This is a genomic window from Paenibacillus sp. P4_A7 (assembly GCF_056402455.1).
The window spans coordinates 42,584-69,216 of record NZ_JBFUHJ010000004.1; the positions used below are offsets into that span (position 1 = coordinate 42,584).

Consider the following 26,633-nt stretch of genomic DNA (forward strand, 5'->3'; position numbering starts at 1 on the left):
CATTGCTGTTTCGGACGACCATCCAACGTATAGGGGAGGAGATTTCATGGCGAAACATAGCCAGAATGAAGTCAAGGAAAGCCTGAAGGAACTCACGAGAATTTTTCAACCCAAAGACGCGCGTAAATTTGTTAAGGAATATATTCGGAAGTATCGGATTACCGGTGGTTACGAGGATGAATTGACGACATTGGTGGAAAATGAACTATGCAGAATTAACTCCTCGGTCAGCTGATCACAACATGAATAATAGGCTTTGTCTCCTGTATTTATACAGGTGGCAAAGCTTTTTTGTTTTTTTAGGGGCTGGAGCTGTACATCTCGCTGACCTCAATTGGGTGCGTAGGGTGTTGAATGGTAGAGGGCGTGCAGGAGTTTTAGGGTGGGGAAAGTAATCAGGTTCCTCAAGTAGTGCAGCTCAGCTATGGCGAGTGGAGGCTAGGTTCATGTACTTAAAGCTCGCTGTTTGCGTTGCTATGAAACCTATTATTGAGGAATGGTCATGTTAGAACAGATCCTTGAATAAAGGTAATAATAGACAAATCCGAAGCTCTCGATGCAGCTGGACTTGCCTAACTAACCACAAGGAGGTTTAGAGATGGCAGTGGTTTTGAAAACGAAAGAAAATATTCGCGGTATTAGAAAAGCGGGGCGAATAGTCGCCGCCTGTCACCAGGCACTTTCCAAACGTATCGCGCCAGGCGTCACAACGCAGGAAATTGATCGTTTTGTAGAGCGGTTTATGCTTGATCGAGGAGCTACTCCTGCTCAGAAAGGATATAAGGGGTATCCGTTTGCGACTTGCGCCTCCGTTAATGAGGTGGTATGCCATGGATTCCCTGGATCAGAGCCATTAGAGGCGGGCGATATCGTCACAATCGACATGGTGGCTGACTTGGATGGATGGAAAGCAGATTCGGCATGGACCTATGCAATAGGCAAGTCGAGTGCTGCAACTGACAAGCTTTTGGAAGCGACTAAGCAATCGCTGCAGGCTGGCATTAAGCAGGCCATTATAGGGAATAGGATTGGCGATATTGGCTACGCGGTACAATCCAGTGCGGAACGAGCAGGCTTTGAAGTGGTAACCGCTTTTGTCGGCCATGGTATTGGCAGAAGCATGCATGAATTTCCTGAGGTTTTGCACCGGGGTATTCCAGGTCAGGGGGTTCAGCTTGAAGAGGGAATGGTTATAACGATAGAGCCGATTCTCACGGCAGGGAGAGCGGACGTATATATTGCGAATGATGGCTGGACCGCGCGTACAAGAGATGGAGCTTGGGCGGCACAGTTTGAACATACGGTAGCGATTACGAAGAATGGACCGATTGTTTTGACTCGTTGGGAGAAATAATTGAAATGAAATAGGTGAAGTTCGTTCAGCAAATGAACGGACTTCTTTTAATATATAATAATTTATAAGTTTTCACTTATAAATGTGCTTATATATCACCGCGAAACGAATGCTTTTGCCGAAGAGGACGGCGACAGTCGTTTACGCTTGATATGCGAACAAAGATGGCTGTGGCGTATTTCTTCTATACTATATGGACTTATTTTAGCGGTATAATGAAAGTAGATAGTTAAAGCGGAATAAGCAGGAGGGACCCATGTGGGCAAAATGTTGGATCGGCTGCGTAAAGGGTATGGGAAGAAGCTAGTCTCACTGCATTCGTGGAACGGCTGGCTGGTCGTTATTTTGGCATTGACCGGACTTATTCTTGTTGGCGGGTTTTGGCGTGGTTTTCTGGGTGAAGGACGGGTATGGGTGAAGTGGCTGCATACGGCGGTCGGTATTCTCTCTATTTTACCTGTTGTCTATTACTTGGCGCTCGCAGGAAAGCATTGGAAGCAGTTGAAGGCAAAGCCTTGGCAGCGATTTAATGTGCTAGTTGTGCTTGTCTTGCTGGTTGGTTGGTTTGTATCGGGTGTTCTGCTATGGCAATTCAGAGCTGTTGGTCCGCGTGTGTCAAACGTCGCTTTGGTCGTACATGATTTGCTCACATGGGTCGGTTTGCCTTATATTATTTATCACTCGATTACTCGGGTAAAATGGCTGAAGGAGCCGAATCGTCGCACGATCAAAAATGATCGTGAAGCGGACGACATTCATCCAGCCGGATCGCCGCAGGCCGTGTATACTCGGAAAGCCTTTATACGTGGAGTGATAGGAGCGGGACTTGCGATTACTTTAGCACCTTCTTTTCTGAAGTGGCTCGGTAATTCTCTTGGCGGGATGGGCGGAAGTCAAACGATTGATAAGCTAATCGAAAAGGATGCGAATATGCTTATCCCTGCACCGCAGCCATTGCCTGCATCTGTACCGCCAATGGGCGGGGGCGCTCAAGGTCAGTTTCGTGTCTACACAGTAACGCCGATTCCGGAGTTTAACAATGATAACTGGTCCTTTACGATAGATGGGCTTGTAGATCAATCATTCAAGTGGGATTGGAAGCAGTTTGTGGCTATGCCGCGAACCGTGCAGGTCAGTGATTTTCACTGCGTAACAGGCTGGTCCGTCTACCAAAATACGTGGGAAGGCATTCCGCTCAAGGAGCTGCTCAAGAAAGCAGGCGTCAAGTCTAATGCGAAAACCGTGAAGTTATATTCCGGGGATGGCGTGTATACCGATACGTTAACACTCGAACAAGCTGACTTGGACGATGTGATGGTTGCAGTTATGCATGATGGCAAGCCGATACCAAGTGATCTTGGTGGGCCTGTTCGATTGGTCGTACCTAAGATGTACGCGTACAAATCAGTGAAATGGTTGAATCGCATTGAGCTGATTGAAGGCGAGCATATCGGGTATTGGGAGGAGAGAGGTTATTCCACGGATGCGTGGGTGTGATACTAATTTTATACATATTAATGGTCAGAGGAGCTGAAGGGTATGTCGTATTATAAAACAGCTAGTTGGGTGCTGGAGCATTTGGATCAGAATGAAATGGTGATCGTCGATGCGAGATATGTACTCGGTGATCCGGAAGCTGGAAGCAAGGCGTATGCGGAAGCGCATCTACCAGGTGCATACTATTTGAGTTTGAGCCATGACCTATCTGGACCTAAAGTGCCGAATGGAGAGGGCGGCCGTCATCCTTTGCCGGAGTCGAAAGCACTGGCGGTTGTATTAGAGCGTATCGGGATTGGAAATAACACATCAGTAATTGCCTATGATGATCAAGGCGGTGCGATGGCATCCCGTCTACGCTGGCTGCTGAAATGGCTAGGTCACGATGGCGAGGTTTATGTGCTTGAAGGCGGGTTTGCAGGCTGGGTAGCTGCTGGTCATCCGACTAGTACGGAGAGTCCAGCTCCGGTAGAAGGAGTTACTTTTGAGCTGGCTGTTAGAAATGAACTCTTAGTGAGTCGTGAAGAGGTACGGGAGCGTATCGGTAAGGCGGGCACTGTAATAATAGACTCGCGCGATGCCTCTCGCTACCGTGGCGAGCTCGAGACGATGGATCCAGCTGCTGGACATATTCCCAGCGCCATTAATCGCTTTTGGAATGAGGGCAAGCGCGCCGACGGCACATGGAAATCTCCAGAGGAGCAAGCGGAGCGCTTTGCAGGCTTGTCGAAAGACGACGAAATAATCGTCTATTGCGGTTCTGGCGTGACGGCTACGCCGAATGTTTTTGCTCTGGAAGAAGCGGGATTCCGCAATGTGAAGTTGTATGCGGGTAGTTGGAGTGATTGGAGTTCTGACTCCTCTAACCCTATCGCAACTGGAGATGAGTAAGAATTGAGAAGCGTATAACAGTATGAAAGATTTGAATACATCGCCATGTGGGGTTTATGCCGCGGGCGATGTATTTTATATGCTTAAAGTCAACAAGGATTCAACATACGGCTGTTGCAAATACTTTCATGAAACCCCGAATCGAGCGCATGCTCGTAAACTCTTAATAGACACTATGATGTCCGGACTTTCTTAATCTGAAGGCTGTGGTCAATACGGTAATTCAGCCCTTTCACATTGAAGTCAACACTCTATGTGTGCGTGAGTGGAATCAACATGGAACCAACAAGTTTTTGCAGCAACCGTAGAGAGTCATTACATCTGTTATTCACGTAGGCGTTCGAACGCTCGATAGGGACTGGACTACTTTCTTACAAAAGGTTGTCAGCAGTAATTTGACTAACGGCAGTTGAAGATCAAACGAGGGGAACCGTACCATAAATAACGCAAATTTTTTGGTCGGAAAAAGGTCGATAAAGGGAAAATTAGAATTTGAAAAAGCCTCCAAAACACTGAAAATAGATAACTATACTTAACCATACTTAGAAGGCTCATTCCACTTGTTGAAATTGGAATGAGCCTTTTTTGCATGCAGAAAATCTCTAAGGAGAAAGAACAGACAATGGCAAAACGTGAACAGATGTTGGCAGAAGTAGTGTATGAACAACTTTTTTATCGATTATGTGTGTCTAGAATGTGGATGCATAGACCCAGTTCCTAATTTCATTGTGGATGAATGTGCAGGGTAATTTTGTTCTAGCATATTGCTAAATATTTTTGTATAATACCACAAAATAATAGATGGGGGTGACAGGTACGTGCAGAAGCGCTGGATCGAAGTAATTGAAGCACAATTGCTTCCGAATTTGCAGCTTGCCAGTGAGCGGCCTTATGACCCGATCGTCGTTTATAGTGTCCCTAAGCCGTGGCAGCTTGTCGGAGCGGGTAATTATGCGGCTGTGTTGATGCATCCAAGCTATCCGGATATGGTGGTGAAGGTGTACGCGCCGGGGCGGCCGGGCTTAGAGGATGAAAAAGAAATATATCGACGGCTAGGCAAGCACCCGGCTTATTCCGAATGCCTATATGCGGGCGATTCTTATCTCGTGCTGCGCCGACTAACGGGCGTTACGCTATATCAATGTGTGTTGCGCGGCATCCCGATTTCGCGTCAAGTGCTGCACGATATCGATGAAGCGCTGAAGTATGCGGTTAGCCGGGGACTGACACCGCATGATGTGCATGGCAAAAATGTGATGCAGCACAACGGCCGAGGCTTGGTCGTCGACGTATCGGATTTCTTGAAAGAAGACGATTGCTCGATGTGGGACGATTTGAAGCGCGCCTACGATCACTTTTATTTCCCATGGCTGCGCAGGCTGCCGTTCCCGGAGCTCCTGCTGCACCTTGTGCGCCGGGGCTACCGGAAATACCGCAGTTTGGCGCGAACTTCGAGTGAGTTACACAAGAAAGGTATGTAAAATGGTTTTTAACCGCAAACTCGTAATGTAAAGTATCGCATGCTGGGGTTAGCGGTTTTTGTTCTTTTTCATACTCGTGCCGCGGCCAGCTCTTTTGCGTTTTTCGCCGTTATGATCGTTAAGGAGAATCGTACCATAAATAACGCAAATTTTTGGGCAATCAGCTGTAGTTTGAGGGATTATTGCCTTTTTTGGTCCCGATCTTTGCCGAAAATAGTTTTATGAACGTATCCCTTCTTTTTAAGAATGAATATTATATTTCAGTCTTAAAAAGGAGGATGAGCTCACAATCATGATGCATCCGGATACAGAACTCCGCTTTATCAACGATGTGATAGGTGTCGGCATTGTTGCCACAAAATTTATTCCAAAAGGAACCATTGTTTGGATTTCGGATGACTTAGAAATGACATTAAAGAAGGATTTCGTTGAATCCCTTGATGAACTTCGGCGGAGAGTGGTGGATAAATATTCTTATTTAAGTGACGACGGTGAGTATCATATTTTACATTGGGACCATGCAAAATACATGAATCATAGCTTCCATCCGACCTGTATCGATACGGTGTTTGAATTTAATTTAGCTGGAAGGGATATACACCTTGGGGAACAATTGACATGTGATTATGGAATTGTTGGAGTGGATGAAGATTTTGAATGCGTGCATGAGGAAGGAACATCTCGGACAAGAGTGAGAGCGGATGATTATTTGTATTTCTCTCAGGAATGGGATGAAATGGCGAGGGAAGCGTTTAAGTATTTCAATAGTGTCGAACAACCGCTGAAACATTTAATCAAAAAGGAATATGCTGAAGAAGTAAAAGCAGTAGCCGCGGGACTTCTACCGTTACCATCCATTCTTACTCTTTTCGTAGACGAGTCGGAAGATGATGACGAAGAAGACGAAGCATAACGGAACGGGGCTGTCCCTAAAGTCATCGGAGGTGACTCAGGGTCAGCCTTTTGCATAGAAAGAAAGATCGCAATTAAAACTTTTAGTAATATACTAGTCAGACCAGTGTATTACGGGGCCAAACATAGTTATCTCCCTCTCATGATGTGCTGTTTCTGTCGCACATATGAAGAGGGAGACTTTTTTTTTGGAAAAAGGTTAGGGGCATTTTTGGATGATCGTGCTTCGTATTATTGATCTCATCACCACTAATCCTTCACTCATCCACGATCAGTTATTCAGTCCATTTCAATCTTTGATGAAGTAATCCATCAGAGTCTTTATTTTCTCCTGTGACAAAGTCGGTCATATGGTAGGTTAGATATTCTCCGTACTTGCTTTCGGAGTTGAGCAGAAGCTCATCAACATAAAAAATATCTTTAGGAATATCATCTAGGATTAGGCTGGCCAAGCCTGCATAAATGCCGCATGCGACTTGGAAGTATGTGGCGCTTGTTTTGTACTGTGGATAAATGTCACTACTTTTCATCGAATTGTACATAAACTTTTCCATATCCTCGTAAACCAAAAGAACCCCAACGAGGTCTTCACCTTCAACCTCGCCTTTTTCTGGATTAATCAAGCGCTGATTCCAATCCCATAAATCGTCTACATGATCTAAATTGTTTCGGATTAATTCCGTAGTAAATTCACTGACACGATAAATAAATCCGAGTTGTATATCAAATAATTTACCTAGTGTATACACTTCTTCATGCGGCATCAGACAACCGTAAAATTCCTTGTCTCCTAACCTTACTTTGAATTCCATTGCATAGACTTCTTGATAAAAATAATGCGGCAAATGATGATGGGCAAACATCGGATAGCTTAATATAGCTTCATCCAAGAAACATTCGACCGACCAAGAAGTATAGATGGTGTTAGGTTCGATTAAAGTTTGGTCTGCAAAAAAGGAAGTATCATGCTCAACAATGTAGCAGGCTAAAGGTTTTTGGTCTGGATTTTCTTGCATCAGTTTTAGAGCCATCCATTGTACGACACCCGGATTCATACCGGAGCATACAATGGCCGTTGTATTGTTAAAATCATTTTTACTAGCTTCATATCTAGAATATCGCTCCGAAAGGGGGAAACCGTATAGACTCTCGTCTTCATCGACCTGCGTATTCTCAAGGGCTGAATTAACGTACAATACACCTAATTCGTTACAGCAGTTCAGCATCTCAATGGTATCGGCCCATGATACATCAATAACTACTTCGGTATTTGTTTTAATAAGGTGTTCACGAAAGTCGTTTACATTCTTAAGATCTAGCTGGTGGAGCTTGAGTTGATTCGAAAGGTGGGGGAATAGTTGATCAAAATGTGCTTTATCCTTTTGATTGATATCAATGAGGTGAAGTTACGATTGGCTAAGGATGGGGTGTATAGGGTCATTTTTATCTTGAACGGATTGATTCAGAATGGCTAATACCGCTTTTGCAACACCTCCGCTGCTGCCTAATATCGTAAAGGTAGAAGGTTTTGTACAATTCAACATCTTAACACTCCCTTCAAAGTCATTATGCTGTATGTTTTAATATATAATTCTACTAGTCGTAACGTAAGTGTTTCTGTCCATCAATAAGAGAGATTTTAAAAAAAGAACGAAATTTAGCAGTTGAAGAAGTGGTGATTTTGAAAGTAATAGGTTAAGAGGGGGCAACTAACTAGCTGATAGAGGAGTTACGGTGAACCGTATCATAAATAGGGCGAAATTTTTGATAGAACGGTATATACTATAAATGGGTTTTTTGATATTCTTGAAAGAAAAGCCCGTAGTTGCTTTTTCATAGGTCATGCATTGTCTGGAGCTAAAATTAACAATAATCTTATTGCACCGATGTTTGAAGAGATTTTTATTGATTTATTTCAATCAATATCAGCTTGTAGGCGGGAATGATTCAAATGGACAATAGGACGAGATCAGGACGCGGCCACTGCTTCGTCCTATTTCTATGTTGATTGATATGAGCGTACGCTCGTATGTTCTCGGATACATCGTACAGCCCTCTGTATGTACACAAAGAAAGGCCGGTAACCCCTCCTCTTTCGAGTGGCTAACCGGCTCCAATTTGTATGTGCATGTTGTAAAGTATTATAAATATTTTATTCTAGTATAGTATTAAATCAACACTTAAACATTAAGTAAGCATGAAATCAACGTAGAATCAACAAGTACGTTGCAAATTGGTTTTTGATGTCGTTCAGATCTCATGTTTAAATCACTAACACTCTTAATCGGTACTCGCACTTGTTCCCAACCCTCCAGCAAGAAGCTTTAGAGAAGTTGGACGAGTTATTTTCTTTGTGTCCAATTGAATGACTGAATTTACTGAATTATTTGCAAGTTCCCTATCAATGTGAGTTAATATATTTATAATATTTGGAATTCAGATACGTGAAAAGGTGGTAGAAAAATATGTCCGACTCAATAGATGCTTATTCGTCTGATGCCCCAATTAAACATCCAGAAGGTGATGTATTTAAAAGATGGCCATTTGCTCAACGGGTTGCTCAAGTTATTGCAACAAGAAGAGATAAAAGTAGCATCGCGATCGGTATTAATGGCGCATGGGGTGAGGGCAAAACATCTGTTTTAAATTTTATACAACATGAGTTAAACAAGCACACGCATGTAGTTTGTATGAAATTTAATCCTTGGAGATTTGGAGACGAAGAACAACTGTTGAAAGGGTTTTTCTTTGATTTAGCTAGTAGCATCGATCAATCATTATCAACATCTGTTGAAAAAGTTGGGGATTTGATAAAGCGATTTGGGAAACCGCTGGCCTCTTTGGCTGGACAGGGTGAAGTGGTAGAAAATTTAGGAGATATGTTAAGTTCTGCTGATATAGAGAAAATGTGCGTATCAGCTTATTCGTAGTTTTCATCCGAATCAGAATGGAAGGCGACGACGTTACCGGCACGGGACAACCTAACGGGTTGCAAAGTTCGGGTACGCCTGTACCTGCGGCCAATACCACGACATCCGACTCCAGAAAACCCTTGGACGTGTGGACGCCGACCAGGCGGGAATTTTCTTGCTGCAGCTGTGTAACGTTGGTACCGAACTGAACCTTTGCTCCGTACTCCCGCGCTTTGCTCAACAACAGCTCCGTTACCTCTATCGGGTCCACCGCACCTTCTTCGCTGACAAACATCGCTTCATCCGGATATTCCTTCAGATTCGGCTCCAATGCCTCAAGCTGCTCCCGGTTTAGTTTTTGAAAGTGGAGTTGCTCCCTTAGGGTTGGATAGTCCCAAGTCAGCGCTCCGTGCCAATGAATTTGTAGTTCGGACAGTTCTTGCTGAAGCGTATGATATTCTTCTAAAGCCGCATCGTACAAATGCCAGTATTCGGGAGCCACCCTATGAGTCGTATGGATCCAGGCAAACGATTTTTCAGTGACTTCACGAGCCGCGGCGGGGTGTCGTTCAATAACGGTTACATCTTGATTTCGTTTGGCCAGATGATAGGCCACTGACGCCCCGACAATCCCTGCGCCAATAATCACGATTTTTTGTTTACTCAATAATGCCTCCCCCTTTGTCACCCTATTGTAGCATAGGCGTCATGATAATCCGACGTCATAACATACGAGGGCAGCTGGAGCGATTGGAGTTCAGATAGTGGGAATCCGGTGGCGGTGGGGGAAGAGTTAAAGCCGATAGGCAACTTAGGACGCGGATTTTGGGGTTGTGACAGGTTGCCAAGAGGAGGGCTGTTACGGCCCTCTTTTGGCTTTCCATTCAATAGATTGCAACAAGAAGTCGGAGAAAGGATCTAAAGTAGCTGAATTAGCAAGGTTTATAGAGATAAATTGCCACTAAGTAGGAGACCGAAGCAGGCAGTGTTCAACAGAAAAGTAATGCCAGCGCCAATCAGTAATCCTTGAATGATACCGCTTTTTTTACGGAAAATAAGGATAGCAGGAATTAGGTATAAGAGTTGTGCGAAGCTGATAAAGAAAAAGGCGATAGGGAAAAGAAAAAGCAATAAATGCAGCACGGCCAACAGCCCGATTCCGAGCCATACCTGCTTGGTATGGCCAGGCGATTTGCCAGAAGGCGATACGTCTAGCTGCTTGTTATCCTCATCACTCATTCCACTCATTGGTTTTACCTCCCGGGCGCATGTCAAATTCATTTCTCAGCTCGGCCAGCTTCTTCTCCTGATCACCGCGATAGAACATATTGTACGTGTCAAAAGGAATGATTCGCCCATCGGGGTGTACGATGTGAACGCAAGATTTTTTGACGGAGCGTACATCAAAATTGTATGGATCTAAAAACTGCATAATGATGACACGAAATACATTATCATAGCTAATATTGTCAGGCACGGCGACCATCGGCAAGCAGCATAGCAGGTTTTTCAGTGAAAGCGCTGAAGAGGTAGGGGAATGAGCAGTTGAGAACAGCTCGAATATTTTTGACTTAAGTGTTTGATCCTGCTCGAACACGATCGTGTTGCGGCCGCCCTCTAGTAATATTTGAGGGTCCATTAATCCGGTAAGCGGCAGCACATCCCCGCCAAGCTTTAAGGCGTAGCCCATCGCCAAACAATCGGGGTGGCATGGCACCGGAATAATATCCTCAGGGCGAAAAATGCCCGATTGGTCAATTATTCCTTGCCGCACCTCACTAAGGGTCAAGCGATCCCTCGCCGGATCGTAATCTTCCAATCGTCCTGCTGCTTGGATAGGTTGGAAGGTTACACCGCGTACGGCGGGCTGCTTGAGGCCGAACTGAATAATGTCGCCGATCTCATGATCGTTCAGTCCTTTTTTGAGCGTAACGACCAGTGTGGTCGAGATATTGAATTCGTTTAAGTGCTCTAAAGCCCGGCGGCGAACGTCGCGCAAATCAACGCCGCGAAGCTCTCGCAACGCCTCCTCCTGGAAGCTGTCGAACTGCAAGTAAATTTCAAAGCCGGGCATATATTCTGCTAACCGCTTGGCAAAGCTACGGTCCTGAGCAATACGGAGGCCATTGGTGTTTAACATAATATGCTTGATTGGCTTGCTTTTGGCGAGGTCCAGTATTTCGAAAAACTGCGGATGAATTGTAGGCTCTCCCCCGCTAATTTGCACAATGTCGGGCTCGCCCTCGTTGCGGACGATGGCATCGAGCATTTTCTCGATCTGCTCTAGTGAGCGCCACGAGTCCTTGTGCGGGGAGGACTCTGCATAGCAAATCGGACATTGCAGATTACAGCGGTCTGTGACCTCTAGCAGTGTCAGACAGCTATGCTGCTCATGATCGGGACATAGTCCGCAATCATATGGACAACCGTAGCGGATCGGTGTGTTCCAGTGCTGCGGCATTTCCGCAGGCTTCAGGAATTCACGGCATTTCTTATAATAGGCGGCGTCGCTTGCAATCAGTACCTTTTCCCGTCCGTGCTGTCCGCAATATTTGAGCAGAAACACTTGATTGTCCTCAATGATGACTTTAGCTTCGACCTTGCGCAAACATTTCGAACAGATGCTGTTCGTTAGCTCGTAGAAAATGTAGGGTCTGTTTTTCGTTGTCATCGTTACAACTCCTTCCTATGTGAGCGTAGCGGCTGCCCCTGCCACTTGTATATCAAAGCAAAGTAATAGATTAAGCCTGCGAGGCAAGCCAGCTGAATATTGTTAAGCCCGAGATAAAGATGAGGGGTCGGCTTTATAAAATCGACGGCCAAGCGGAACAAGAGATACCCCGCCATAAAAAGTTGGAAAATCGCTCCGTCAGGAAATACGGCTCTTTTTTTCCATCGATAGAGCATCCCGCCAAGCAGAAGCAAGAAAGCAATTTCATATAGCTGTGTCGGATGTCTGTGGATGCCGTCACCAAAATCAATGCCTGTCATCCAAGTTGTCGGCGTGCCGTAGGTATGATCAGTAAGCCCGGTCATAAAGCAGCCGATGCGCCCAATGATCATGCCTACCATAATCGGTAGCGCCATATCATCGCCAGTGGAACGGGTAATGCCGACACGCTTCTTCATCCACTCAACACCGATCAGTCCTCCTAGCAATCCTCCGACTATCGTTTTGCCCTCCATTAAATAGGTGTAGCTGCGCCAGTTTTCGATCGTCCGCAGGGGGTCCTCCAGCCAATACAACGCTTTAGACCCGATGGCAGCTCCTAGAATGGCCCCGACAATGACCCACATGCCCTGCACAATCGGAAGCTTGTCTTTGCTGCGGGTGTAGAGGTACACTCGAAAGCCGATAAAATAAGCGAGCGCTTCAAATACCGCGTGAGGATGCAGCTTTATAAAGCCAAGATTGATCCAAATAGGGAAGGTCATCGCATTCTCCAGTTTCGTTTTATGGATTTATTTTCTATACATTCGCTAGCGGCAGTAGATAATCCTTTATGTTCACAATGGATCAGGTGTGTTAGAGTGACATCGAAATACCCGAGGAGAAACTAAGATTAATCGGTACTCTTGGATTCGGCGATGAAAGGAATGGCAAAGGGACTCCCGAAGTGAATCCGACAGCTGGAGTGATTGGAGTAGGCTGTTAAGTGGCAGATTAAAGCATTTTCATAAGTATTCGAGCCGAGCGCTTGCTCGTATTCTCTTCGATACACCATACAGATCTCTGTATGTACACAAAGAAAGGGCTGGTAGCCCTCCTCTTTCGAGTGGTTGAACCGGCCCAAAGATTTTTTCCTTTGTGATCGGTAGCTTTTCCAGGGTAATCACAGCCGCCAGCATACTCGCCATTTCCTCACGGGTCAGCGGTTGATCGGGCATGAAACGTTGGTCACTCGCAAACCCCAGCAGTCCAAGCTCCTACTTGCGCTATTTCGTCGAAATACCACGCGCCAGGTTGAATATCTTCATAGGGCGTTACGCTGCCGGTCGATGTGCCGCGGCCCACGCCCTGACCAGCATGGCGGTGAATTCCGCTCTCGACACCGTTTTGCTGGGATTGTATTTACCGTCTCCAACGCCTTCCACAAGCCCTTTGGCCGCGGCAAGCTGGACAAACGATTGACTCCAGTGCATTTGCACATCGGTAAAGCTCACAGCGTGATCTGCCACAACGTACGCACTGTTCGAATAAGAGCTATTTCGGAAGTTGAATGTCAGGAATCGAACGCAACTGGTTAACAGCTACTTGAAAAAAACATAATGATTGTAATCAGACAAGTTTTCTCTTAGGAGAGAGCTTGTCTTCTTTTTTTTGCCTGTGAGGAGAATGAAAGTATACCCGAATTCGACTATAATGCTACGTTCGGATAATAGAATGCGCGAAGGCAAGAGGGTAAAATTAAGAATCAAAGTATTTTAAAATGGAGGAAACTGGGTAATTAGGTGGTTGGTATTGATGCGGCTATCCAGCGTGAGTTCTTACTTTATTCATAATATTAGGAGGATGCAAGATGTTAATAATACGTAGAAAAGGATTGTATTGGTTAATGGCTGTCGTGTTGTTGATGGGTGCTATTTCTGTTCATTTCTCAACCACAGCTTATGCAGCCGTATCTTCAGACGGTATTCATGAAGTCCCTACAGCTGGGGGATTTAAATTGCCGATAGTGGGAGGGGAATTCAATGAACCCCAACTTGTAGCAGTTGGTCCTAGCGAAAACGTGTATGTGGTGGATGGTGGAAACAATCGTATACAGAAGTTTGATTCCAAGGGTAATTACCTTTTACAATGGGGGAAATCTGGTAGCGGTAATGGAGAATTCAAAGACCCTCATGGAATAGCAGTAGACACTAGCGGAAACGTGTATGTGACGGATAGTGCAAACAACCGTATACAGAAATTTGATTCCAACGGTACTTACGTCACGCAATGGGGAAGTAAAGGCAGCGGTGATAGAGAATTCAATTACCCTATAGGAATAGCAGTTGATGCTAGCGGAAATGTGTATGTGGCAGATACTTTCAACTTCCGTATACAGAAGTTTGATTCCAGTGGTACTTACGATAGGAAATGGGGGAAATATGGCAGCGGTGATGGAGAATTCTATTACCCTATAGGAATAGCAGTTGATGCTAGCGGAAATGTGTATGTGGCAGATTATTTCAAAAGCAGTATACAGAAGTTTGATTCCAGCGGTACGTACGTTACGAAATGGGGGAAATATGGCAGCGGTGATGGAGAATTCAATGTTCTTCTAGGAATAGCAGTTGATCCTAGCGGAAGCGTGTATGTGGTGGAAGGTGACATCAACAACCGTATACAGAAGTTTGATTCCAGAGGTACGTACGTTACGAAATGGGGGAAATCTGGCAGCGGTGATGGAGAATTTAAAGACCCTCTAGGAATAGCAGTAGACACTAGCGGAAACGTGTATATATCGGATAAAAACAACAACCGTATACAGAAGTTTGATTTGAGCGGTACTTACGTCACGCAATGGGGGGGATTTGGAAAATCAGTCCCTAGTCCAAATTCAATTTCAACAGATAGCAACGGAAACGTGTATGTGGCAGATTCTATCTACAACCGTATACAGAAGTTTGATTCCAGTGGTACTTACGTTACGCAATGGGGAAGTAAAGGCAGCGGTAATGGAGAATTCAATTCCCCTCGAGGAATAGCATTTGATGCAAGCGGAAACGTGTATGTGGCTGATTATTACAACAACCGTATACAGAAGTTTGATCCCAGCGGTACGTACGTTACGCAATGGGGGAAATCTGGCAGCGGTGATGGGGAATTCGATTCCCCAACAGGAATAGCAGTAGACACTAGCGGAAAAGTGTATGTGGCGGATAGTAACAACAACCGTATACAGAAGTTTGATTTGAGCGGTACTTACGTCACGCAATGGGGAAGTAAAGGCAGCGGTGATGGAGAATTCAATACCCCTGCAGGAATAGCAGTTGATACTAATGGAAACGTGTATGTGGCGGATTATGGTAACCATCGTATACAGAAGATTGATTCCAAAGGTACGTTTACGCAATGGGGGAAATATGGCAGCGGTGATGGAGAACTCAATCATCCTATAGGAATAGCAGTTGATACTAGCGGAAACGTGTATGTGACGGATAAAGATAACAACCGTATACAGAAGTTTACTTCCAGCGGTACTTACGTTACGCAATGGAGGGGCAGTAATCCTGGGGATGTTAACTTCAATGCTCCTTACGGAGTAACGGTGGACAATAGTGGGAGTCTGTATGTACTGTATTGGATTCCTTATATGTTTGATGGACAAATTGGAAAATTTATTTTAAATAAAAACACTCATATAACTGGATTAACACTCACGGAGGGAACGCTCAGCCCGTCGTTTACACCTGGCACAACGTCTTACACGGCATCTGTCGCTGCTAGCGTTGCTGCAGTGACGATCACACCCATGCTAGGAGATCCGATGGCGACAGTGGATGTATCGGTTGCATCCGGTTCGGTTACTAGCGTCGTATACAACAATGTAGCTTCGTTCAGCGTACCTTTAAAGGTGGGGGAGAATCCGATTGCGGTTACCGTCACGGCAATGGATGGATTGACTACGAAGACCTATACAGTTACTGTGACACGCGATCAGGCACCATACAGTGGCGGCGGTTCGACCCCATGCGACGACAAAGTTACCTCCAAGGATGGTAAGCTAACGCTTCCCATGTGCAAAACAGGCGAGGTTAGCTTAGGGGATGAGGTCACAATCATGATACCTGCCAATGCTATAGATAAAGAATTGAAAGTAACGATCGAGAAATTGGTAGACATAAAAAATCTACTGAAGAATCAAGAGGTTCTAGCGAGCCCGATCTTTGAGATTTCGAAAAACGTCCCTGAGAACTTTAATAAACCGGTAACGTTGACCTTCTTATTCGATCCTGCGAGCTTGAAGAGCTACCAAAAGGCATCTGTATTCTATTATGACGAAGCGAAGAAGTCATGGGTAGAAGTCGGCGGTATTGTAAATGGCAATCACATTAGTATAGAGGTCAATCACTTTGGGACATTTGCTGTATTCGCTGTAGGTCAAGCGCCGGAAGTGAGCTTTAGTGATATTTCCGGACACTGGGCTGAGGCAAACATTAAGCAAGCGGTTAGCAGCGGAATCGTCAGCGGTTATAAGGACGGCACGTTTAAACCTAATTCTACTGTGACTCGTGCGGAATTTGCAGATATGCTGATGAATACGTTGAAACCGCAAGGAGAAGGGGCGGCGCTATCCTTCACCGATACAGCGAAGATCGGAGCTTGGGCGCAGAAAGCGGTGGCACAAGCGGTGCATGCAGGCATTATTAAGGGCTATGAGGACGGTACCTTCCGTCCGGATGCCGGAATTACACGTTCGGAGATGGCAATGATGATCGCGAACGCTCTGGGTCAGCCTATCGATGCAGCTACCGCAACGGGCTTCGCGGACGATAAGGCCATTCCAAAGTGGGCGAAAAGCGCAGTGGCAGCAATGAAGAAGCTTGGCATTATTACTGGGAAAGGCATGAATGAATTTGCTCCTGATGATCATGCAACAAGAGCAGAGGCTGTAACGATTTTGCTGAAAATGATGGAACAGAAGAGCAGGTAAATGAACCTCTAATCCCCCAAACGGGGGATTTTTTTTAGTATTCAGTACCTTACCCAGTTAAACAATGTTAAACCGCCTTGATGGCAATTGATTGGGCAGGCTCTTGGCTTGAAGGCGCTGGTGGTAGGCGGTTAAAGTGACATGGGAAGTACCCCCTGCAATTAGGTCGAGCTGCAGAAGTGACGATAGATGTAGCCCCCATGCTCAGGGAGTAAAAAGTGTATGAAGCCCTTGGGAAAGTACAGCCACAAATAGAGAATACAAGTTGCAGGGCTGTAAAAAGCAGCAAGTCTGGGCTGTGCTCGCTTCGGGTGTACATGCCCAACATAGATTCCTTCGAGGGCGGCTTGTCGGAAAGGGACTTGGTTTATCGTGCCCGAACTTGCCCGAGGGGTCTTATGTTTGCAAGAAAGATCAACAAAGAGTCAACAATGTCTACAATATGTGATAAGGAACGCTGCTAAAAGTGCGTGTAAAGATTAATTGAGGTGAACCTTATCACATATAGGACGAAATTTTTATAAAAGATGGGGCTGTCCCAAAAGTCTGATCGGACATCAGATCTGTTATTTGAAAACGGAACATATGTCCGTATCTATCGAAAATAGAGGGGATTTGTACAAATATGGGATTGTATGTCCATTAGAAAGTCTATGCTCATGGCGCTAATGTGGAAAGGTGCTTATTATAGTTGGTGCTAGGGAAGCGATCAACATCAGGGAAAAAAATCACTTCTAATAGTTTCAGACGATAGGGTTGTCTTTCTTCATTTTGTCCAATAGCTGTTGAAGCTGAGTAATATCTGTTTCAGAAAGCTTCTCTTCTTCGAGAAATTTTGCGCATAAAATTCAGAAGGCCCCGTTATAGAATCGATCCAGGAAGGATCTGTTCTCTGACTTAAGATATTCATCATGAGAAACGAGTGGATAATATAGATAGTTTCTGCCGGACATCTCAAACCGAATTGCCTTTTTCTTATGTAACCGATTAAGGAATGTTTTGATTGTCTGATCGGACCATTGCATCTGATGAGTCAACTTAATAATGATCTCGTTAGCTGACAGAGGCTCCTTCTTCCAGAGAAGCTTCATGACTTCGTGTTCGGCTTCTGTAATGTGGGGAGGCTCACTTTTTGTCTAAGTTTGTCATTATGCTGTCATTGGGGTTCTATATACTATCTTTTAGTAGAATATAAATAGTATTCCAAGGAGGATATAGTAGGCGTAGCAAGTTTCAAAATTGGCAGACGTAACTTTAGTAATAGCAATCTAATATTACAGAGAGTATTTTATGGGAAAAATAATGAGCATTAAAGGAGAACGATATGGGAAAAACAGGAAGAAAAGTGATGGTAGTTCTGTTGGCGATGATGATGTTGTTAAGTACTACGCAACAATTTGGTACGCTGGGAGAAAATAGAGCATCGGCTGACCCTTCATCAGACTTTGCTGGTGGATCGGGAACTATACTTGATCCGTTTCAAATTGCTAATGCCGATCAATTGAACGCTGTTCGAAAATATTTAGGTGCTGATATCTACTTCAAATTGACTAATGATATTGACTTAAGTAGCTATAGTAGTAACGATGAAGGGAAAGGTTGGACGCCGATCGGAAGAGACGACAATAATTCCTTTAAGGGAACCTTTAATGGGAATGGAAAGACGATTAGTAGCTTGTATATTAATAGACCTGATACAGATTTTCAGGCATTATTTGGATTTACAGCGACTACTACATCGATAAGTGACGTAAATCTTGTCAATGTAAATGTTACAGGAGGATCCCATACAGCTAGTCTAGTTGCTCAGAATCAAGGAGGATGTCTTTCCGTTTGTCGGAAAGGGGTCGCCGCCCCCGGCGTGATATTCTCCCTGAGACTTCTTGAGCAACAGGAAAGTACAGGCCCAAGTTGAAAGCTGTAGCGTAACGTGCGGTGCAGATCAGAGCTGTGGTGTAGCCATTTGGTAAGTTGCAAATACTTACACAAGTTAGGGTTAAACCCTGTTTAACCCAGTTGAATGACGTTGAACCGCCTTGTGGAAAGCACTTGGGCAGGCTCTTGGCTTGAAGGGGCTGGCGTTGGTAGTCAAATTCCTGAGAAGGCTCCCACCTGGTTTTGCACCTAAGTGAATTATAGACTTGCAGCCTTCAAGCTCAACGGCTTCAAGACAAAGAATAAACCCAGAGAAATAAAGGGGCGGGAAGCATCGAGGAGGAAGCGAGTTGTACCACTGACCATGAGCAGGCTAGTCAGTGGAAGGGACGCATGAGTGTTTCAAATCCGGAATAACCCTCGGATAAGTACAGAATATACATTGAGAATAAATTATGATTTTGCTGAGTGCCTTGCCGACGAGGAGGGGCACTTAGAATAAATTGGAATAGCCATTTATCATTATCTAAGGGATGTATTTTTTATGCTCCGAGTCAACATGCGGCTGTTGCAAATACTTTCATGAAACCCCGAATCGAGCGCATGCTCGTAAACTCTTAATTGACATTATGATGTTCGGACTTCCTTAATATGAAGGCTCAGGTCAATACGGCAAATCAGTACTTTCACATTGAAGTCAACACTCTATGTATACGTGATTGTAATTAACTTGGAGCCAACAAGTTTTTGTAGCAACCGTAGAGAGTCATTGAAATTACATCTGTTATTCACGTAGGCGTTCCAACGCTCGACAGGGACTGGCCTACTTTCTTGCAAAAGGTTGTCAGCAGTAATTTGACTACCGGCAGTTGAAGATCAAACGAGGGGAACCGTATCACAAGTGAGGCGAAATTTTTGGTAGTACATGCTTACTGGGCAAGGGACGTTGCCCCTGAGGGGAGGAAGGGCCATCTCGGGGGAAGTCGTTGCGCAGGCGGGCTCGTGTGGGCTGATTGTGCTGTTCGGACAAAATGGGGCTGCCTGTTCAGATCGGTAGACTCGTTTCTAACGAGAATCATTCTACATTGAGAAAAATCATTGTGTGTTAAAAAAACTATTAAAATGCATGCTAACTGATATTCTGAGAATCAATCCGATCCGATTAGTATCAATAAAGTTAAGTAAACTCCCATGAAAAAAATGCCGACCATTGTGGCCGGCTGCGAAATTAAGCGTCAATATCGTCCAAATGGACTGCAGGCAAATCAAAATAAAATTCGACTCCCTTTTGCGTGTTAACGCCATAGTTGCTGTGGTGAAGGTCCAAAATTTGTTTTACGATCGCCAGACCTAGGCCTGTACCGCCAAATTCTTTGTTTCTTGATTTTTCAATTCTGTAAAACGGATCCCAAATACGTTCAATATCTTCATCGGAAATATAGGCATTTTCGTTTTTAATTTTGAACGTATATTTTTTTGCGATGTCGTTATAGGTAATGTTGATATATATATGGCTTTGCTTAGGTGTATATTTAACGGCATTCGTAAATAAATTCGTAATCACTTGCTCGACTCTTCTCGCATCCCCTCTTACATAGGCTTCATCCTCGATTTCAAAATGAACCTTCAAGCCTTTGTCCTCAGCCATCGCTTTGAATATGTCGTAAACCTTCAAAAAAGTGTGCCACAGGTCGAAAGTGCTCTCCACGAGTTGATAGGTGGGGGACTCTAGCTTGGAGATGTCAAGCATTTCTTGTATCATTTCTGTCATACGTTCGACTTCCTGTAGGATAATATCATAATATTTTAGTGCATTTGCCGTATATACTCCGCTCTTTATACCTTTGACATAACCATTGATTACGGTTAAAGGAGTTTTCAACTCATGAGAAATGTTGGTAACGAACTCTTTTTCTTTTGCTTTCAATTTCATCTGCATATCATAATCTTGTGCCAATTTTTCATTGGTATGAACCAATTCCGCAATTTTTTGTTCCAGGTTTGTAGAAATTTTGTTAAGAGCTTCGCCCATTTGGCCCAATTCGTCATTGGACTTGACGATATATTTACTACTGAAATTTTGATTGGCGATCTGATTGGCAATGGCGCTCATTTTGATTAAAGGCTTGGATAAAGTTTTAGAATAGACAAAAGCTATAACGGTAACGATAATCATCGTAAAAACAAATAAAATGATATAGTACTGGTTCAAATTGCCGATCACCTCGTCTACAGGTTGGAGCGAGGTAACGGCCAGTAAGATAAGATCTGTTCCATCGATATTCTCGATTAACACCAAATTATTAATACCCGTTTGCGCATCCCGAACGGTATTGATCTGATTGGGAATCGGTTGTTTCGGGTTTTTGTTGAAAAAGTCGAACATTTCCTTGATGAGGACAGTCTTTTGCGCGGATAATGAATGATTTTCGGTTTGAGTGGAAACAATGTTGCCTTCAATTGTAATGGGCTTAGGCTCCATGATGCCCTGATCTTGACTAAATCTGAGCGTAAATGAGAAGGGTGTGGTGACGTTGGGTTGAATAACTTGATTACCGACCCTGATTGTATTTGGGATAACTAAGGATTCCTTATCATCTAGAAGATATCCCTCGATGGTAACGCTTTCCTCGTCCATTCTTTTACTATCATTGAGAATAAAGTCATTGATGATTTTATACTCTTTATTGTCTTTCGTACTGATCACAAAATACGAGAAATTATTGATTAATGGCGAACCGTAACGATGCTGCATATTGAGATCAATTACCGATACGATGGTGATGTTTTTCTCTGATTGTTGAGCGATATATTGATCAATAGAAGCAGGTTGCTCATGATTTTTAATTTTTGATTCGATTTCATTTGCAATATTTTTCATGTTTTGCTTTTTCGTATGAACATAGAACGGTTCTAAATACAACGATTGAAATACGATTTGGATCATAAATATCGCGGCAAACAGGACGACATGTAACAAAAAAAGCTTATAGGCAATTCGTCTCTTTATCATTATTCCACCTCGAATTTATATCCTAAACCAAATACGGTTTTAATCAAATAGGCTTTATGCTGCAAGTTTTTTCTGAGTTTTTTGATTTGCGCGTCAACCACTCTTGTGTTTCCGAAATAATCGTATCCCCATACTTCATTCAGGATTTGATCTCTGGACAAGACAATGTGCTTGTTCTCCATCATATACAGCAAAAGATCGAACTGCTTAGGCTCCAATTCAACGGATACATTCTCGATCCATACTTCCCTGATAAGCTTTTTAATCGTGACTCCTTTTAAAGTCAACATGTCTTTATTGTCGTCTTCTTCTTTTTTGGCAGAATGGATTCTTTCGAGAAGCACTCTAGATTTTGCCACTAGAATATCGGGGTTGAACGGCTTAGTCAAATAATCGTCCGCTTTGAATTCATAGCCCATCAGTTGATCTTCAACTTCCGAGCGCGCCGTCAGCATGATGATCGGCACATCCGATATTTTCCTTATCCTTCTGCATACGGAGAATCCATCTATTTCAGGAAGCATAATGTCAAGAATAATTAAATCGACGGCTTCCTCATCAAAGGCTTTCAGACCCTCTTTTCCATCCGCCGCGATTATTGTTCGATATCCAGAGATTGCGAAATAATCAGCGATTATATTCGCGATTTCCTTTTCATCTTCGACGATTAAAATCGTTCGCATCATGGTCACCCCTCTAATTTCTAAAAAGCAAAAAGGAATTCTGAACCACAAAATGGAAATGGGGTAGAATTCCTTTGCTTTAGGAGTTCAATTAATTACTTATTCAAAATTTGATATTCTCCGTCTATTAGTTCATATTTTGCATCAAAGATTAACAGATCGTCCCTTTGGACCGTAAGAAGGTTATCTTTGATCGTGATGTCGTTTTTAGGAACATATACAATAATGTGACCCATGATCATATTTGGATCAGGCTGGCCCGTCATCGATTTGGATGGTTCATTCGCGTTTGGAGCATCCTTCCCTGAAGGAGCATCCTTCATTATTATAGTATCCTTCCCTGAAGGAGCATCCTTCATTATCATAGTATCCTTTCCTGATGGAGCATCCTTCCCTATTGGAGCCATCATCATATTATCTATGAAGATCGTTTTCATGTTATTGAGTTTGATACGAGTATCGCCAAGTACAACTTCCCTTGTTACTGTCTGTATCTCTGCCTTATTCCCTTTATATTCGTAATCAATAAACTCTGAGAACATTCCTCCTGCATCTTTGATTGGAAGAGGTATTCGGATCGCGGCATACTTGTCGTCAGTCTGTTTGGATGCAACATCGTCTATAGAGGTTTTCAGACGATTATTATACGTAGCATAAAAGTCATTGCTTGCTTTTTTAATATTTTCGTGACCTTCCGCTTTTTTGCTTCCAAATTTTGAATCTAACAGACTTAACGGGGAAGTAGAGAATATCGATTTATCATCAAGCCCCATATCAACGGCAATTGCGATACCTAAACCACCAATGTCATAAAACTCTCTGCCTTTATTCACAAGCAATGCTTCTTTGTCAGCAGGGGACATATTTTTGATTATACTTTGTGCAGTCAGATCATTCAATTCTTTTGCCGACGCATCGGGATGAGTCAGCAGTTGATAGGCTTTTTCCTGTAGATAGGTGGCCATCCCTTCAATATTATCATAACCATCTTGCTGTTTATTTTTTTCGTTGCCATTCAAATACAACTCGTAAAAATATGCCGCATTTTGAATTCGTGCAACCTTATCATCTTTATTATTGGATGCAATGGCGTCCTTCAGGTACTGGTAGATTTCGTTACGATAATACCTGCTGTCTGTATCCTCCGGATATTTTTCCGCTCTTGATCCCATTGCTTCTGCGGTTTTCTCATCATGCTGTGACAGTACATGAACGCCTTCATGAACGACAAATTTAAACAGATCTTCGTATGCTTTATCGTCACTCTGTCCTGGTTGCGACATATTGCTAACCATGTCAAGATTGATCACATACGTAGGAAGATCGTTAAATGGAGCGAGTTGAAAAGGTCTAACCAGTAATTGGACATCTTTGATGGAATCAGTGCTATACTCGATGACATCTTCTTTGGATCCAAGCTCGGGTTTCTGGTTGTTGATCAGATAACCGATTTTATTAGCAGGACTCAACATTAAAATCTGCTTATCCGTATTATTAAGCGATGGCCACAGCTTATTCATCTCGTCTATCATGATCTTTTTAATATCTTTTATTAATTTGGGCGTAATTTCTCTGAGTTTTTTTGCGTTTTCAATCGGGTTACCCATCATCGGATCCCCACCCGGTTTCGGGGATTCTCCATCCTTCGCGCTTTCTTGGGGTGCTGGAGATGTTGCGGCATTATCCTTCGCTCCTGGTTTGTTTTGACTGCAGGCGGTAAATACGGTCAAGATCGAAACGATAAGCAGCATGCGTACTATTTTTATCATGATTATCACCCTGTCTATAAGTTTTTTATTCCTGTTTAAGCAATTGAATCGGATTCAGCCTCGCTGCCTGGTTGGCAGGGATGGTGCCCGCAAGTACATTGATTAAGATGCCAAAGCCAATGGAGATGAGCACCGAATAACCGTTTAGGCTCAACAATTCGTAATGAAGCCTCGATTCCAGCGTCCGGTTCAACACCAGTTGCAAGACAACGCTCAGCAGAGTACCATTAATGGAAGCCATGCTCCCCAATAAAATCGCTTCCGAAAAGAAAATCCAGCGTACTTCTCGTTTCCTGCCACCGATCGCTTTGAACAAGCCGATTTCTTTTCTTCTTTCCAAAACGCTGATAAACAGAATAATTCCTACCATGATGGAAGATATCAATAGGATGAGGATAGAGACTCCAGTCATCGCTAACTGTATGTTTTTGAACGTTTTGGCTAGCTCTTTCAATACATTCTCAGGCGTTGTGATGGTGTAGCTTTGTTTAAACTTATCGACGACCGAACTGACAGAGCTTTTATCGTCGACATACACATCGTAACTGTTCGTCGTTACTTCCGAGTCTTTCCCGACAAATCTGGAACGCTTGACAACGTCAGTGTGGAAATCGTAAGGAATATACGAATATTCTTTTCCGACAAAGGATTGCTCCGTAATGGCTGAGATCTTCATCTTATCCGTGTCCCATCGGGAGGGATAGCTCGTAATTTCGTCCATGGACAAAAATTTAATCGATATTTCTTTTCCAACCAGGTCTTCCAGCTTTTCCCCGTCCTGCAACAGTTTTTTAGCTGTGCTTTCCGATAAGGCAATCCCTTGCTCACCATCTTTAGGAAGCTCCCCGTACATCACTTGCGGCTCGGCATATTCGTTTCTGTATTGTTCTTTGAGCAACGGCTTAACATCAAAGCTGACGATGTCCGGCTTTTTTTCGATTCTTGCTGAAACATCGAATTCTGGCTGTACCAATTTGACATGCTCGTTTTTCTTAATATCGTAATAATCGGAACTGAGCATATAATCTTGATCTTTTTTGAAAACGAGCTGTTTACTATCAATAACTTTATCTGATGAATACTGCAAGTAATTGTCTATCCCGTTTCCTAGTGCCAGAGCCAAACTAAATCCGCATATGCCCATGGAGATGCCTATTGATACAAGGAAGTACCGCCATCTCTTTTCCTTGATCCGGTGATAAGAGAGTTTGAATGCGGAGCTTAGTTGAAAAGAACGTTTCCTAGGTGCTTCGGCTGTTTCGGAGAAATTCACCGTTAGATCGGAATTCTCTACGCGTTGATTACAATCCTCGATGATCTCTCCGTCTTGGACGCGAACGATTCTCGAAGCTTGTTTGGCGACCGTTTCATCGTGGGTGACAACGATGACCAAACAGCCTTTTTGCGAAATACGTTTCAACAGATCAATGATTTCATTTGAAGTATGGGAATCCAGGGCACCTGTTGGTTCGTCTGCCAATATGACGCTTGGCGACTTTACCAAAGCTCTTGCAATGGCAACTCTCTGCTGTTGTCCTCCCGACAACTCGTCAGCCTTCTGATGAATCGCCTTTTCCAGACCAACCTGCTTGATGGCTTGTACGCATTTTTGGTGGGCTTCTTTTTTCTCATATGAGCTCATCGCCAATGCCAGCTGCACATTCTCCAGCACGGTCAGATGAGGCATTAGATGAAAATGTTGAAACACAAACCCGATGTTGTCTTTTCGATAATCGGAGAATTTGTGATCATCAAAAGATGACATCGGGGTCTCGTTGACGAACACCTCGCCCGAATCAGGTTTATCTAGCCCTCCAAGAATATTGAGAAGTGTCGATTTCCCTGATCCCGAAGCTCCGACGATCGCAACGAACTCACCTTTTCGAAAATTTAGATTTACATTGATCAAGGCTGGTATCGGATTTGATTTCTCCGGATAGTACGTTTTGCCGACGTCCTTTATTTCAATCATAGAAACACTCCACTTCTACTTGGTGATGCTATAAAGATAAAGTATGGTTATGACGGCCTAATGAATATGCTATGACTTTTTTGTGACTATTCATACCGGCTTTATTTCCTCCCACTACTGAGCTGTACGAGGAGATAAAATACCATTCCGGCCGTTATCCAAACAATAGTGGTCGTCAGTGGCCTCCATTTTTTGTGGATGTGCTTTTTTGTGTACAAGGGAGGGTAAAATGAGGTGCGTAGAATCTTATCCGCGGCTAGAGGAGTAGGGGTATCTCTTGGAATCACTATCATAAAGATGCAGTATAACGTGACTTCTGCACGAAAAGAATACCAAGGCCAGTTCGTACCAATCTTCCACGGGTACTTGTTKATCTTTAGAAAGGCAAAGTTTCAAATTCGCCTTAGAGATGGTACGGTGAACCGTACCATAAGTAAGGGCTAAATTTTTTGGCAGTAACCCCTTATCTTTCGTTGCATCGAACATATTTGCCGGGAAAGAAGGGAGGGCTGGATAAAAACGCAAGACAGCTTCGCAGGGCCTACGTTCCTTTTGCGAGCAAGCTAGGCGAGGATGGTAGAGATGTCCGGCTTGAAACTATATCCGGCTCTTCTTCGATTCATATACCTTCTGC

At 43.8% G+C, this 26,633-nt stretch carries 18 protein-coding genes and 2 pseudogenes; 9 read left to right on the forward strand and 11 right to left on the reverse strand.

Features of this window, described 5'->3' with window-relative positions; genetic code table 11:
- Positions 1-46 precede the first annotated feature (46 nt).
- From AC1DWN_RS01215 to AC1DWN_RS01240, 6 genes are all read left to right on the forward strand, one after another.
- On the forward strand, positions 47-235 hold the full coding sequence (locus tag AC1DWN_RS01215; protein WP_477557125.1) for a hypothetical protein: 189 nt from the start codon (positions 47-49) through the stop codon (positions 233-235).
- Between the two features lie 363 nt (positions 236-598).
- On the forward strand, positions 599-1,354 hold the full coding sequence (gene map / locus AC1DWN_RS01220; protein WP_477557126.1) for a type I methionyl aminopeptidase: 756 nt from the start codon (positions 599-601) through the stop codon (positions 1,352-1,354).
- Between the two features lie 267 nt (positions 1,355-1,621).
- The gene (locus tag AC1DWN_RS01225) at positions 1,622-2,851 is read left to right on the forward strand and encodes a molybdopterin-dependent oxidoreductase (protein WP_477557149.1); all 1,230 of its coding nucleotides are present in this window, start codon (positions 1,622-1,624) and stop codon (positions 2,849-2,851) included.
- A 42-nt stretch (positions 2,852-2,893) separates the two neighbouring features.
- Positions 2,894-3,742, forward strand: a complete 849-nt coding sequence (locus AC1DWN_RS01230; RefSeq protein WP_477557127.1) for a sulfurtransferase — start codon at positions 2,894-2,896, stop codon at positions 3,740-3,742.
- Positions 3,743-4,560: 818 nt separating this feature from the next.
- Positions 4,561-5,223 (forward strand): serine/threonine protein kinase, encoded by a 663-nt coding sequence (locus AC1DWN_RS01235; protein WP_477557128.1) that lies wholly within the window; start codon positions 4,561-4,563, stop codon positions 5,221-5,223.
- A 292-nt stretch (positions 5,224-5,515) separates the two neighbouring features.
- Positions 5,516-6,136 carry an SET domain-containing protein gene (locus AC1DWN_RS01240; protein WP_477557129.1) on the forward strand — a complete coding sequence of 207 codons (621 nt, stop codon included), beginning with the start codon at positions 5,516-5,518 and terminating at the stop codon, positions 6,134-6,136.
- A gap of 274 nt (positions 6,137-6,410) precedes the next feature.
- On the opposite strand, the pseudogene AC1DWN_RS01245 reads toward AC1DWN_RS01240, so the two are convergent.
- Positions 6,411-7,679 (reverse strand): annotated as a pseudogene (locus tag AC1DWN_RS01245) (saccharopine dehydrogenase NADP-binding domain-containing protein).
- 921 nt (positions 7,680-8,600) lie between these two features.
- Here AC1DWN_RS01245 and AC1DWN_RS01250 point away from each other — a divergent pair.
- Positions 8,601-8,852: pseudogene (locus AC1DWN_RS01250) on the forward strand (P-loop NTPase fold protein); the annotation flags it as partial.
- A 40-nt stretch (positions 8,853-8,892) separates the two neighbouring features.
- On the opposite strand, the gene AC1DWN_RS01255 reads toward AC1DWN_RS01250, so the two are convergent.
- From AC1DWN_RS01255 to AC1DWN_RS01275, 5 genes are all read right to left on the reverse strand, one after another.
- Positions 8,893-9,714: an NAD(P)/FAD-dependent oxidoreductase gene (locus tag AC1DWN_RS01255; protein ID WP_477557130.1), complete on the reverse strand. Its 822-nt coding sequence runs from the start codon at positions 9,712-9,714 to the stop codon at positions 8,893-8,895.
- Between the two features lie 275 nt (positions 9,715-9,989).
- Positions 9,990-10,295 carry a hypothetical protein gene (locus tag AC1DWN_RS01260; protein WP_477557131.1) on the reverse strand — a complete coding sequence of 102 codons (306 nt, stop codon included), beginning with the start codon at positions 10,293-10,295 and terminating at the stop codon, positions 9,990-9,992.
- Positions 10,279-11,718, reverse strand: coding sequence for a radical SAM protein (locus AC1DWN_RS01265; protein ID WP_477557132.1), 1,440 nt, complete (start codon positions 11,716-11,718; stop codon positions 10,279-10,281). Before AC1DWN_RS01265 ends, AC1DWN_RS01260 begins: the two co-directional genes overlap by 17 nt.
- 2 nt (positions 11,719-11,720) lie before the next feature.
- On the reverse strand, positions 11,721-12,482 hold the full coding sequence (locus AC1DWN_RS01270; RefSeq protein ID WP_477557133.1) for a prolipoprotein diacylglyceryl transferase: 762 nt from the start codon (positions 12,480-12,482) through the stop codon (positions 11,721-11,723).
- 549 nt (positions 12,483-13,031) lie between these two features.
- On the reverse strand, positions 13,032-13,226 hold the full coding sequence (locus AC1DWN_RS01275) for an S-layer homology domain-containing protein (RefSeq protein ID WP_477557134.1): 195 nt from the start codon (positions 13,224-13,226) through the stop codon (positions 13,032-13,034).
- Between the two features lie 341 nt (positions 13,227-13,567).
- On the opposite strand from AC1DWN_RS01275, the gene AC1DWN_RS01280 reads away from it, so the two are divergent.
- Positions 13,568-16,687 (forward strand): S-layer homology domain-containing protein, encoded by a 3,120-nt coding sequence (locus AC1DWN_RS01280; RefSeq protein ID WP_477557135.1) that lies wholly within the window; start codon positions 13,568-13,570, stop codon positions 16,685-16,687.
- Positions 16,688-17,535: 848 nt separating this feature from the next.
- On the opposite strand, the gene AC1DWN_RS01285 is transcribed toward AC1DWN_RS01280, so the two are convergent.
- Positions 17,536-17,802 carry a BlaI/MecI/CopY family transcriptional regulator gene (locus AC1DWN_RS01285; protein WP_477557150.1) on the reverse strand — a complete coding sequence of 89 codons (267 nt, stop codon included), beginning with the start codon at positions 17,800-17,802 and terminating at the stop codon, positions 17,536-17,538.
- 209 nt (positions 17,803-18,011) lie between these two features.
- On the opposite strand from AC1DWN_RS01285, the gene AC1DWN_RS01290 reads away from it, so the two are divergent.
- Positions 18,012-18,602, forward strand: a complete 591-nt coding sequence (locus AC1DWN_RS01290; protein WP_477557136.1) for a hypothetical protein — start codon at positions 18,012-18,014, stop codon at positions 18,600-18,602.
- Between the two features lie 1,188 nt (positions 18,603-19,790).
- Here AC1DWN_RS01290 and AC1DWN_RS01295 read toward each other — a convergent pair.
- The 4 genes from AC1DWN_RS01295 to AC1DWN_RS01310 form a co-directional block, all read right to left on the reverse strand.
- Positions 19,791-21,575, reverse strand: a complete 1,785-nt coding sequence (locus AC1DWN_RS01295) for a sensor histidine kinase (RefSeq protein WP_477557137.1) — start codon at positions 21,573-21,575, stop codon at positions 19,791-19,793.
- A complete protein-coding gene (locus AC1DWN_RS01300; protein ID WP_477557138.1) occupies positions 21,575-22,261 on the reverse strand; it encodes a response regulator transcription factor in 687 nt (228 codons plus the stop codon). The genes AC1DWN_RS01295 and AC1DWN_RS01300 overlap by 1 nt, the downstream gene beginning before the upstream one ends.
- Positions 22,262-22,353: 92 nt before the next feature.
- Positions 22,354-24,027: a hypothetical protein gene (locus tag AC1DWN_RS01305; RefSeq protein WP_477557139.1), complete on the reverse strand. Its 1,674-nt coding sequence runs from the start codon at positions 24,025-24,027 to the stop codon at positions 22,354-22,356.
- 25 nt (positions 24,028-24,052) lie between these two features.
- Complete coding sequence (locus tag AC1DWN_RS01310) at positions 24,053-25,999, reverse strand: ABC transporter ATP-binding protein/permease (protein ID WP_477557140.1); 1,947 nt, start codon at positions 25,997-25,999, stop codon at positions 24,053-24,055.
- Positions 26,000-26,633: the final 634 nt, after the last annotated feature.

Bases quoted from the DNA above. Each gene is read 5' to 3' on its own strand.
- AC1DWN_RS01215 (WP_477557125.1), top strand. From the start codon at position 47: ATGGCGAAACATAGCCAGAATGAAGTCAAGGAAAGCCTGAAGGAACTC.
- map (WP_477557126.1), top strand. From the start codon at position 599: ATGGCAGTGGTTTTGAAAACGAAAGAAAATATTCGCGGTATTAGAAAA.
- AC1DWN_RS01225 (WP_477557149.1), top strand. From the start codon at position 1,622: ATGTTGGATCGGCTGCGTAAAGGGTATGGGAAGAAGCTAGTCTCACTG.
- AC1DWN_RS01230 (WP_477557127.1), top strand. From the start codon at position 2,894: ATGTCGTATTATAAAACAGCTAGTTGGGTGCTGGAGCATTTGGATCAG.
- AC1DWN_RS01240 (WP_477557129.1), top strand. From the start codon at position 5,516: ATGATGCATCCGGATACAGAACTCCGCTTTATCAACGATGTGATAGGT.
- AC1DWN_RS01260 (WP_477557131.1), bottom strand. From the start codon at position 10,295: ATGAGTGGAATGAGTGATGAGGATAACAAGCAGCTAGACGTATCGCCT.
- AC1DWN_RS01265 (WP_477557132.1), bottom strand. From the start codon at position 11,718: ATGACAACGAAAAACAGACCCTACATTTTCTACGAGCTAACGAACAGC.
- AC1DWN_RS01270 (WP_477557133.1), bottom strand. From the start codon at position 12,482: ATGACCTTCCCTATTTGGATCAATCTTGGCTTTATAAAGCTGCATCCT.
- AC1DWN_RS01280 (WP_477557135.1), top strand. From the start codon at position 13,568: ATGTTAATAATACGTAGAAAAGGATTGTATTGGTTAATGGCTGTCGTG.
- AC1DWN_RS01290 (WP_477557136.1), top strand. From the start codon at position 18,012: ATGGGAAAAACAGGAAGAAAAGTGATGGTAGTTCTGTTGGCGATGATG.
- AC1DWN_RS01295 (WP_477557137.1), bottom strand. From the start codon at position 21,575: ATGATAAAGAGACGAATTGCCTATAAGCTTTTTTTGTTACATGTCGTC.
- AC1DWN_RS01300 (WP_477557138.1), bottom strand. From the start codon at position 22,261: ATGATGCGAACGATTTTAATCGTCGAAGATGAAAAGGAAATCGCGAAT.
- AC1DWN_RS01305 (WP_477557139.1), bottom strand. From the start codon at position 24,027: ATGATAAAAATAGTACGCATGCTGCTTATCGTTTCGATCTTGACCGTA.
- AC1DWN_RS01310 (WP_477557140.1), bottom strand. From the start codon at position 25,999: ATGATTGAAATAAAGGACGTCGGCAAAACGTACTATCCGGAGAAATCA.